We start from the raw sequence: 10,059 nt of genomic DNA on the forward strand, positions 1-10,059 counted from the left end.
GCGACTAGCAGGGAAATCCCAGTGCTGTCAGGGATTCTCACCAACCGGGATCGACGACCTTGGGTTTCGGGTCGGGGCGTCGCCGCCTCGTTCGAGCGGACCCGCCGCTCAGTGCCTCTGGATCTAGTCTGCAATCCTGGAATCAGGTACGGTCCCTCTGCCGTCACCCTGTCCTCCCGTTACTTAGAGGAAACAAAGGGGCATAACTGTGAATATCCATAAGCCGTTCCGAGTCATCGGTCTTGTTCTTACTGTCGGTGCGCTTGCCCTCAGTGCCGGATGTGCCAAGAAGGATCAGGGCGAGGTTCAGACCAGCGGGGTCAAGCTCATCAAGGCGGGCACCCTGACCATCTGCACCCACCTGCCGTACCCGCCGTTCCAGTCCAAGGACGCCAGCGGCAAGGTGGTGGGATTCGACGTCGACGTGATGGATCTGGTCGCCAGGAAGTTGGGCGTCGAGCAGGCGATAGTCGACACGCCGTTCGAGGGGATCAAGTCCGGTCAGGACCTGAACACCGGCAAGTGTGATGCCGCCGCCGCGGGCATGACGATCACCGAGGAACGGCAGAAGGTGATGGACTTCTCCGCCCCCTACTTCGACGCGACCCAGGCGATGCTGGTCAAGACCGGCAAGTCGTACAAGTCGCTGGACGACCTGAAGGGCCGGAAGGTCGGCGTGCAGGCGGCGACCACGGGCCGTGACTACGCCCGCAGGTTCGAGAAGGAGAAGAGCCTCCAGCTCGTCGAGTTCGAGGACCTCGCCGCCGAGCAGCAGGCTCTCGCCACCGGGCAGATCGAGGCCGCCATCAACGACCTGCCGGTCTGGGCCGAGTACATCAAGGAGAACCCGGGTGGCTTCGAGGTGGCGGCCGAGTTCGACACCGGCGAGCAGTACGGGATCTCGGTGAAGAAGGGCGGCAACCCGGAACTGCTCAAGACGATCAACGAGGAGTTGGCCAAGGCGAAGCAGGACGGCACGTACGACGCGCTCTACGAGAAGTGGATCGGTAAGAAGCCGGCCGTCTGACCCCGACCCCGTCCGCTCCGGCCCCTGGTTGGCGCTCCACCCCGGCCCTGTCGCAACCGGCGGTTGGGTCGCCGGGACCTGTCCGGGTACGTTAGCCTAACGATCGTTTAGGCGGTTGGCGTGCCCGCACGGTAACCGGCCGGGGTGGCGGCAGTAGGGGGTCGGCGTGACGCTCGACGGTGAGGCACTGGAGCAACTGCGCAAGCGGGCCAGGTCCGGCGGCGCGGACAAGTACCACGCGGCCAACGCGGCCAAGGGCAAGCTCTTCGCCCGTGAGCGGGTCGCGCTCCTGGTCGACGAGGGCTCGTTCGTCGAGGACGGCCTCTACGCCAACACGATGGCCGAAGGGTTGCCCGCCGACGGCGTGGTGACCGGCACCGCCACCATCGACGGCCGACAGGTCTGCCTGATGGCCAACGACTCCACGGTCAAGGCCGGCAGCTGGGGCGCCCGCACCGTCGAGAAGATCATCAGGATCATCGAGCGGGCGTACGGCGCCGGCGTGCCGATGGTCTACCTCGTCGACTCGGCCGGTGCCCGGATCACCGACCAGGTCGATCTCTTCCCCGGCCGTCGTGGCGCCGGCAAGATCTTCTGGAACCAGGTCCGCGCCTCGGGCTCGATCCCGCAGGTCTGCGCGCTGTTCGGCCCGAGCGCCGCCGGTGGGGCGTACATCCCGGCGTTCTGCGACGTGGTGGCGCTCGTCGACGGCAACGCCAGCATGTACCTCGGCTCCGACCGGATGGTCGAGATGGTCACCGGCGAGAAGACCACCCTGGAGGCGATGGGCGGGGCGAAGGTGCACACCGCCGAATCCGGCGTGGGGCACTTCCTCTGCAAGACCGAGGCCGACGCGCTCGACGTCGTGAAGACCTACCTGTCGTACCTGCCGGCGAACTGGACGCAAGCGCCGCCGACCGCACCGGCGGTCGCCGCGCCAGCGAAGGCCGACCTGGCCGCGCTGGTGCCGGCCAGCGAGCGGCAGGCGTTCGACATGCGACGGTACGTCAAGGGCCTGCTCGACGAGGGTTCCTTCTTCGAGATCCAGGCGCTCTGGGCCAAGGAGTTGACCATCGGCTTCGGCCGTCTCGACGGTCAGGTCGTCGGCGTGGTCGGCAACAACTCGATGTTCAAGGGCGGCGTGCTCTTCGTCGACTCGGCAGACAAGGCAACCCGGTTCGTGCAGCTCTGCGACGCGTTCAACGTGCCGCTGCTGTTCCTCAGTGACGTGCCCGGCTTCATGGTCGGCAGCGCTGTGGAGAAGCAGGGCATCATCCGGCACGGCGCAAAGATGATCACCGCGATCTCCGAGGCGACAGTTCCGAAGATCTGCGTGGTGGTCCGCAAGGCGTACGGCGCCGGTCTCTACGCGATGGCCGGCCCCGGGTTCGAGCCGGACGCCACTATCGCGCTGCCGACCGCGAAGATCGCCGTGATGGGCGCCGAGGCGGCAGTGAACGCGGTCTACGCCAACAAGATTGCCGCCATCGCGGACGAGGACGAGCGGGCGGCCTTCGTCGCCGCCAAACGGGCCGAGTACGAGCAGGACATCGACGTCGTCCGGCTGGCCAGCGAGTTGGTGGTGGACGCCATCGTCGAGCCGCACGACCTGCGCACCGAGCTGGTCCGTCGCTTCGCGGCGGCGCGTACCAAGGATCGGCACTTCTCCCGCCGTCGGCACGGCGTCACCCCGGTCTGATCACCGACTCAGGCCCGCACAGCGACCCGCTCCCGGCGTCACGAGCGCCGAGGCGGACCGTCCTTACAGGAGGATGAGATGGACTTCCGGCTCACCGACGAACAAGCGGCGCTGCGCGAGAGCGTGCGGGAATTCGCCCGCGAGGTGATCGCCCCGGTCATCGCCGAGCACTACGAGCAGCACACCTTCCCGTACGAGGTGATCCGGCAGATGGGCAAGATGGGCCTGTTCGGCCTGCCCTTCGCCGAGGAGCACGGCGGCATGGGTGGCGACTACTTCGCGCTCTGCCTGGCCCTGGAGGAGTTGGCCCGGGTCGACTCCAGCGTGGCCATCACGTTGGAGGCGGCGGTCTCGCTGGGCGCGATGCCGATCTACCGCTTCGGCACCGAGGAGCAGAAGGCGACCTGGCTGCCTCGGCTGCTCAGCGGCGAGGCACTGGCCGGCTTCGGTCTCACCGAGCCGGGCACCGGCTCGGACGCCGCCGGCACACAGACCCGGGCGGTGCTGGACGGCGACGAGTGGGTGATCAACGGTTCGAAGGCGTTCATCACCAACTCGGGGACCGACATCACGGCCATGGTCACTGTCACAGCGGTGACCGGCACGAACCCGGACGGCTCCAAGGAGCTGTCGACGATCATCGTGCCCACCGGCACGCCCGGGTTCGCCGTCGCGCCCGGTTACTCAAAGGTGGGCTGGACCGCCTCGGACACCCACGAGCTGACCTTCGACGACTGCCGGGTGCCGGCCGCCAACCTGCTCGGTGCCCGAGGTCGGGGTTTCGCGCAGTTCCTGCGGATCCTCGACGAGGGCCGGATCGCGATCGCCGCTCTCGCCGTCGGCCTCGCCCAAGGCTGCGTCGACGAGTCGATCAAGTACGCGAAGGAGCGGCACGCCTTCGGTCAGCCGATCGGCGCCAACCAGGCCATCCAGTTCAAGATCGCCGACATGGAGCTGAAGGCACACACCGCTCGCCTGGCGTACTACGACGCCGCCGCACGGATGCTGGCCGGCGAGCCGTTCAAGCGGCAGGCCGCCATCGCCAAACTGCACGCCAGCACCATCGCCGTGGACAACGCCCGGGAGGCCACCCAGATCCACGGCGGGTACGGCTTCATGAACGAGTACCCGGTGGCCCGGTTCTGGCGGGACTCCAAGATCCTGGAGATCGGCGAGGGCACGAGTGAGGTGCAGCGCATGATCATCGCTCGGGATCTGGGCCTCTGAGTGGTCCAGCCGAACTGATCGGCCGGTCGTCCCGGACGGACTGTCCGTACGGCTGTCGGGTTTCGGCGAGTGGGCGTCAGTAGCCCGACGTTCGACTGCCGACGGTCGGAGTCCATCCGTACTCTTCGTGCCCATGACTCCGGATCATGACTGGTCGCGGAGCCCGGCTGGGCGTACCACTCTGCCGGAGCTGCTCCGCGGGCATCGACGCGCAGCCGGCCTCACCCAGGCCGAGCTGGCGTCCCGGGCCGGGGTGGGTGTGCGTACGGTGCGTGACCTGGAACGTGGCCGGTCGATCCGGCCACAACGCACCACTGTCGAGCTGCTCGCCGGTGCGCTGGCGCTGACCGGCACCAGTCGGGCGGCGTTCCTGGCCGCGGCCCGCGGCGCCGGTGTCGAATCGGCCTCGTCGGACGCCACCTCGACGGCGTTCCCGGTCGGCGGCAACGCCGCCTCGGCGGCCGCACCCGCCGACCCGTCGGTAGCGCTCCCGCCGCCGGTCGCGTTGATCGGCCGGGAGCGCGACCTCACCGAGTTGGCCGGAATGCTGACCGCGGAGCGGGGACCCCGGTTGGTGAGCCTCGTCGGGTTGGCCGGCGTCGGCAAGACCGCCCTGGCGACATCTGTGGCGCACCTGGTGGCCGCCGCCCACCCGGCCGGTGTTGCCGGGGTGCTGGTGGGCGAGGGCGCGGACGGTCCGGACGTGCTCGCCGCCTCGATGTCGGTGCTCGGCGTGGCGCGCCTGTCCGAACTCGTGGCGCTGCTCGCCGGGCGGCCGACGCTGCTGGTGATGGACGCGGTGGAGCGTTCCCCGGGTCCGGTGGCCGCGACAGTGCACCGGTTGCTCGGCGCACTGCCCTCGCTGCGGGTGCTGGTCACCGGGCGACACCCGGTCGGCCTGCCCGGCGAGCGGGTCTGGCCGGTCGCGCCGCTCGACGTGCCACCACCGGAGGCCGAGCACTCCGGGCTCGAATCGTGGCCGGCGGTCGCGTTGTTCACCGCCCGGCTCGCTCAGGTCCGCCGTGAGCCACCCGTGCCCGCCGAGCTGCCGGCGCTCGCCGCGTTGGTGCGCCGTTTGGGCGGCCTGCCGTTGGCCATCGAGCTGATGGCCGCCCGGGGCCGTCTCCTCGACCTCACCGAACTGCTCGACCGGTACGGCGACCGGGTGCTCGACCTGGCCACCCCCGCCGACGGGCCCGCCCACCCGACCTGGGACGAACCGGAGGCGCTCGGCAGCCGGACCAGCGGACCCGACACCCGTGCGGCGGTCTCGGTCGCCGTCACACTGCGGGACGCGGTGGCGTTCAGCTACCGCCTGTTGGCGTCGGACGAGCAGGCCGCGCTGCGGCAGCTGGCCGTCTTCGGTAACCGGTGGTCGGTCGAGTTGGCCGAGGAGATGCTCGCCGACGAGGCGGACCGGGACGGCACGGTGGCGATCGACCCGGTTCCACTGTTGGACCGCTTCGTCGAGTTGGGGCTGCTGAGCGTACGCGGAACCGGGTCGTTCCGGTTCCGGCTGCTCGACGCGGTCCGCGACTACGCCGTCGAGCAGGCGGCCGGTGGAGGTGAGCTGACCTGTATCCGGCGTCGCCATGCGGAGGTCATCGCGCGGCTGGTGGCACGTACCGCCAGTGACCTGATCGGCCCACGGTTACCCGACGCGGTGCACCGGCTGGACGAGATGAGCAGTGACATCAGCTCGTCGTTGGCCCATGCGGCTACCGACGACCCGTTGACAGCGCTGCGACTGGCGGCCTGTCTGACCCGCTGGTGGCGGTTCCGCGGACGCGACGTCGTCGGGCGGCAGTGGCTGCGGCGGCTGCTGGCGGACCCGCGGACCGCCGACGCCGATCCTCTTCTGCGTGGCTGGGCCGCCCTCGGGGTCGCCCGGCTCGCGGCGGAGCACGGCGCGGGCGCCGAGGAGTTGTCGACGGCCCGTGCGGCGTTGGACACCTTCCGGCAGGCCGGCGACGTCACCGGGGAGTTGGAGGCGCGAAACGTGCTCGGCACCCTGCTGATCTCCGTCGGGCGGCAGGACGAGGCTCGCGAGCAGGCCGAGGCGCTGCTGCGGTTGGCCGCCCGCAACGGGCGGACCCGGGACCTGGCGGTGGCCCAGAACAGCCTCGCCTGGCACGAGATCCGCGCGGGCGATCTGGCTGCGGCCCGCCGCCGGCTCGCCGCTGTGGACCGACTCGCCGCCGAGAGTGGGGAGCAGCGACTGCGGGTGCTGGGCTGGGCCAATCGCGCCGAGGTCGCCCGGTTGGAGGGCTGGTACGCGGACGCCATCGATCGCGGCCGGCGGGCGATCGCGGCTCTGTCCGAGCTGGGTGATCCCGGGCGTCGCCGTCGGGTGCTCGGGACCGTCGGGCTGGCACTCGCCCAGGACGGGCGGGCCGCGGAGGCTACCGAGGTGCTGACCGAGTTGCGCGCCGGGGGCGTGGAGGCGCTGCCGGCGCGGCCGACGGTGCCGCGACCGCGCTCGGACGACGCGGCGCTGGCCTGGGGTGGGCCGGAGGCCGGGCTCTGTGCGTTGATCGAGGGGAACCTGGCGCTGCACCGGGGCGACCGGGAGTTGGCTGCCGAGTGGTTCGCGGCCGCCGCCGACCACGCGGGGCAGGATCGCCGCGACGTGGTGGAGGCGCTGGTTGGGCTGGCTGCGAGCACTGCGGACCCGTCGGTGCTCGATCGACTGGACCGGGTCTGTGTGGAGGGCGGCATCCGGCTGTTGCCGCAGGAGTCGGGGCTGCTCTACGCGCTGATCGCCGCCCGGGGCGGAACGGCTCGGTAGCCTGCGCTTTTCCCGGGCGAATCGCGACGGGAGAGTGGCGCGGGCGAAGAGCCCCCTTTGGTGCTACCCCTCGCTGATCGCCCGCGCCGTCACCCCCCGGTGATCCCCGGTGCAGGAAGCCTGCCACCGGCGCGGTGGCAGAAAGTCGGCTTGGACCGAATCCTCCAGCTTGGCCGGGTCAGTTCTGCCGGTCTTTCTGCCGCTGCCGCCGCCCGACGGCGAGGGCTGATCAGTGCCGTCGGTTGGCGTTGTCGGTGGCGGCGACCTGCTCCGGGCTGACGTCGTCACTGCCGGCGGTGGCACACGGATGCGCGGCGTCACGGACCCGCCGCAACCCGTCGAGGAGGGCCGCCAGCGCCTCGGGGTCGAGCTGCCCGGTGAACCACTGCTCGATCATCTGTAGATGCCCGGGCAGCGTCTCGTTCAGGCGTTGCATCCCGGAGCCGGTGACCACCGCGTACGAGCTGCGTCGGTCGTTCGGGCAGGCCCGGCGGGTGAGTAACCCGTCGCGCTCCATCCTGTCGACCACCCTGGTCACTCCGCTGGTCGACAGGGAGGTCTGTGCGGCGAGGTCGGTCATGCGTAGTTGGTTGCCCGGCGAGCGGGCCAGTCGGGTGATGACCTCGAACTCGACCGCGGAGAGGCCGTGCTCCTCGAGTTGGGCGTTGAACCGGGCCGACAGCCCGGCGTGTGCCTCGAAGAGCAGGCCGACGGCGGTGATCCGGGGATCGTCGAAGACGTTGGTCACCCGTTCATCATACCAGTGCTTGACACGGGGAATGTTGTTGCGGTTATAGTTGCTCAAGCAGTCGTTGGGCTACTAAACAATCTCCTGGAGGACAGCAGCATGACCAGCAGCATCGATGCGGTTACCCGCGACTGGGACGGCCTCACCATCCCGGCGGCCGGCACCTACGCGCTCGACGTGGCGCACAAGCGGGTCGGCTTCGTTGCCCGGCACATGATGGTGAGCAAGGTTCGCGGTGAGTTCAACGAGGCGACCGCCACCATCACCGTCGCCGAGGACCCGCTGCAGTCGTCGGTCGTCGCCACCATTCAGGCCGCCAGCGTCGACACCACCCAGCCCGACCGGGACGCGCACCTGCGCAGCCCCGAGTTCCTGGACGCCGAGAAGTTCCCGACGCTCGAGTTCCGCAGCACCGGGGTCAAGTCCCGTCGCGGCGGCGAGTTCGTCCTCACCGGTGAGCTGACCATCAAGGACGTCACCCGCCCGGTCGAGCTGGAGGTGGAGTTCGAGGGTGTCGGCCGCAGCCCGTTCGGCCAGGACATCTTCGGCTTCTCCGCGAGCACCGAGATCGACCGCGAGGAGTTCGGCCTGACCTGGAACGTCGCCCTGGAGACCGGGGGCGTGCTGGTCAGCCGCAAGATCAAGATCGAGATCGAGGGCGAGGCCGTTCGTCAGGCCTGATCCCCGGGGATCGCCGGAGAGCCAAGGGGGGTCCTCCCGGCGATCCGGTACGCAGGGCCCGCGCCGCACGTCGGCGCGGGCCCTGCGTCGTTCCCGCTCGTGGTAATTGTCACGGGTTGTTCGCACCGCAATCGGGTCAAGCCGGTCGACGACGGGGTACAGATGGCGCCACGAGCGCGTCCGCCCGGTCGACGTCGGATCACCGCCGTCGGCCTCTGGCCCCGGCCAGGTGGGCGCTCTTACCGTGGATGCTTCACAAAGCGCTTCCGGGACGGCAGGATCCCGACCGCGCCGGCCGTCGGGAGGACACATGGGCAGGGACGTCTCAGAGGGCGCCTTCACCCGGGATGATCGCGTCCGATATCGGCAGAAGGTGCGGCGGTGCCTGGACGTCTTCGCCCTGATGCTGGACGACTTCGGCTTCGACGCCGACCGGCCGATGACCGGCCTGGAGATCGAACTCAACCTGGTCGACTCGGCCGCCGAGCCGGCGATGCGCAACGAGGAGATCCTCGCCGACATCGCGGACCCCCTCTTCCAGACCGAGTTGGGGCAGTTCAACCTGGAACTCAACGCCGAGCCCCGACTGATCGAGGGCACCGGCTTCGCCGACTACGAGCACGACCTGCGCGGCAGCCTCTCCCGTGCCGACGAGCGTGCCGCCAGATCCGACGCGAAGATCGTCCTGGTCGGCATCCTGCCCACCCTCACCGAGGGGCACCTGGTCGAGGACAACCTCTCCACCAACGAGCGTTACCGGGTGCTCAACGACCAGATCGTCGGCGCCCGGGGCGAGGACATCGAGCTGGACATTCGCGGCGTCGAGCAGTTGCGCACGCACACCGACTCGATCGCCCCCGAGGCCGCCTGCACGAGCCTCCAGTTCCACCTCCAGGTCGCCCCGGACAGCTTCGCCGACTACTGGAACGCGTCCCAGGCCATCGCCGGGGTGCAGGTGGCGGTCGGGGCGAACAGCCCCTTCCTGTACGGCCGCCAACTGTGGGCCGAAACGCGGATCGCCCTGTTCCAGCAGGCCACCGACACGCGCCCGGACGAGCTGAAGGCCCAGGGCGTACGGCCGCGGGTGTGGTTCGGCGAACGGTGGATCACCTCGATCTTCGACCTGTTCGAGGAGAACGTCAGGTACTTCCCGCCGCTGCTGCCGATCTGCGAGGACGAGGACCCGGTGGAGGTCCTGCACGCCGGCGGTGTGCCGCAGCTCGGGGAGTTGCGGTTGCACAACGGCACCGTCTACCGGTGGAACCGCCCGGTCTACGACATCATGAACGGCCGCCCCCACCTGCGGGTGGAGAACCGGGTGCTGCCGGCTGGTCCGACTGTGGTGGACATGCTCGCCAACGCGGCCTTCTACTTCGGGCTGGTGCGTGGTCTGGCCGAGGCCGACCGACCGATCTGGAGCCAACTCACCTTCAGCTCCGCGGAGGAGAACTTCCAAGCCGCCGCCCGACGTGGCCTCGACGCCGTGCTGCACTGGCCCGGGCTCGGCGACGTGCCGGTCACCAAGCTGGTCCTGGACCAACTGCTGCCCATCGCCGCCACCGGGCTGGACGGCTTCGGTGTCGCACCGGCGCAGCGGGACCGGCTGCTCGGCATCATCGAGCAGCGCTGCCGTACCGGCCGCAACGGCGCCGTCTGGCAGACCGAGGCGGTCTGGGCAGCGGAGCGGCGCCACGGCATGGACCGGGCGGCCGCGCTACACCACATGGTCCAGCGCTACGCCGAACTCCAGCGCACCAACCAACCCATCCACACCTGGCCAACCAACTAACCCCCCCCACCCCCCACCCCCCACCCCCCGGCGCGGGGGGGGTGGTTGTTTTTGAGGTTTAACGACGGGGCGGGGGGGGGGGAAAGGTTTGTCAAAAAGG

The 10,059-nt window shown here is 69.8% G+C and carries 7 protein-coding genes; 6 read left to right on the plus strand and 1 reads right to left on the minus strand.

Going from position 1 to position 10,059, the window contains the following annotated elements:
- Window positions 1-208 precede the first annotated feature (208 nt).
- The 4 genes from AB0K35_RS10340 (at window position 209) to AB0K35_RS10355 (ending at window position 6,741) form a co-directional block, all read left to right on the plus strand.
- Window positions 209-1,027, plus strand: a complete 819-nt coding sequence (locus AB0K35_RS10340; RefSeq protein ID WP_238669689.1) for a basic amino acid ABC transporter substrate-binding protein — start codon at window positions 209-211, stop codon at window positions 1,025-1,027.
- A gap of 166 nt (window positions 1,028-1,193) precedes the next feature.
- On the plus strand, window positions 1,194-2,726 hold the full coding sequence (locus AB0K35_RS10345; protein WP_238669690.1) for an acyl-CoA carboxylase subunit beta: 1,533 nt from the start codon (window positions 1,194-1,196) through the stop codon (window positions 2,724-2,726).
- 78 nt (window positions 2,727-2,804) lie between these two features.
- Entirely contained in the window at window positions 2,805-3,953 is a 1,149-nt protein-coding gene (locus AB0K35_RS10350; protein ID WP_238669691.1) for an acyl-CoA dehydrogenase family protein, read from the plus strand.
- A 133-nt stretch (window positions 3,954-4,086) separates the two neighbouring features.
- Window positions 4,087-6,741: a helix-turn-helix domain-containing protein gene (locus AB0K35_RS10355; protein WP_357360889.1), complete on the plus strand. Its 2,655-nt coding sequence runs from the start codon at window positions 4,087-4,089 to the stop codon at window positions 6,739-6,741.
- Between the two features lie 229 nt (window positions 6,742-6,970).
- Here the strand turns inward: AB0K35_RS10355 and AB0K35_RS10360 are convergent, their stop codons facing one another.
- Entirely contained in the window at window positions 6,971-7,489 is a 519-nt protein-coding gene (locus tag AB0K35_RS10360) for a MarR family transcriptional regulator (protein WP_238669693.1), read from the minus strand.
- Between the two features lie 99 nt (window positions 7,490-7,588).
- Between AB0K35_RS10360 and AB0K35_RS10365 the strand changes: the two genes are divergently transcribed.
- On the plus strand, window positions 7,589-8,170 hold the full coding sequence (locus tag AB0K35_RS10365; protein WP_238669694.1) for a YceI family protein: 582 nt from the start codon (window positions 7,589-7,591) through the stop codon (window positions 8,168-8,170).
- A 310-nt stretch (window positions 8,171-8,480) separates the two neighbouring features.
- Window positions 8,481-9,959 carry a glutamate--cysteine ligase gene (locus AB0K35_RS10370; RefSeq protein ID WP_238669695.1) on the plus strand — a complete coding sequence of 493 codons (1,479 nt, stop codon included), beginning with the start codon at window positions 8,481-8,483 and terminating at the stop codon, window positions 9,957-9,959.
- Window positions 9,960-10,059: the final 100 nt, after the last annotated feature.

The organism is Micromonospora sp. NPDC053740, assembly GCF_040677775.1.
Lineage (GTDB): Bacteria > Actinomycetota > Actinomycetes > Mycobacteriales > Micromonosporaceae > Micromonospora > Micromonospora alfalfae.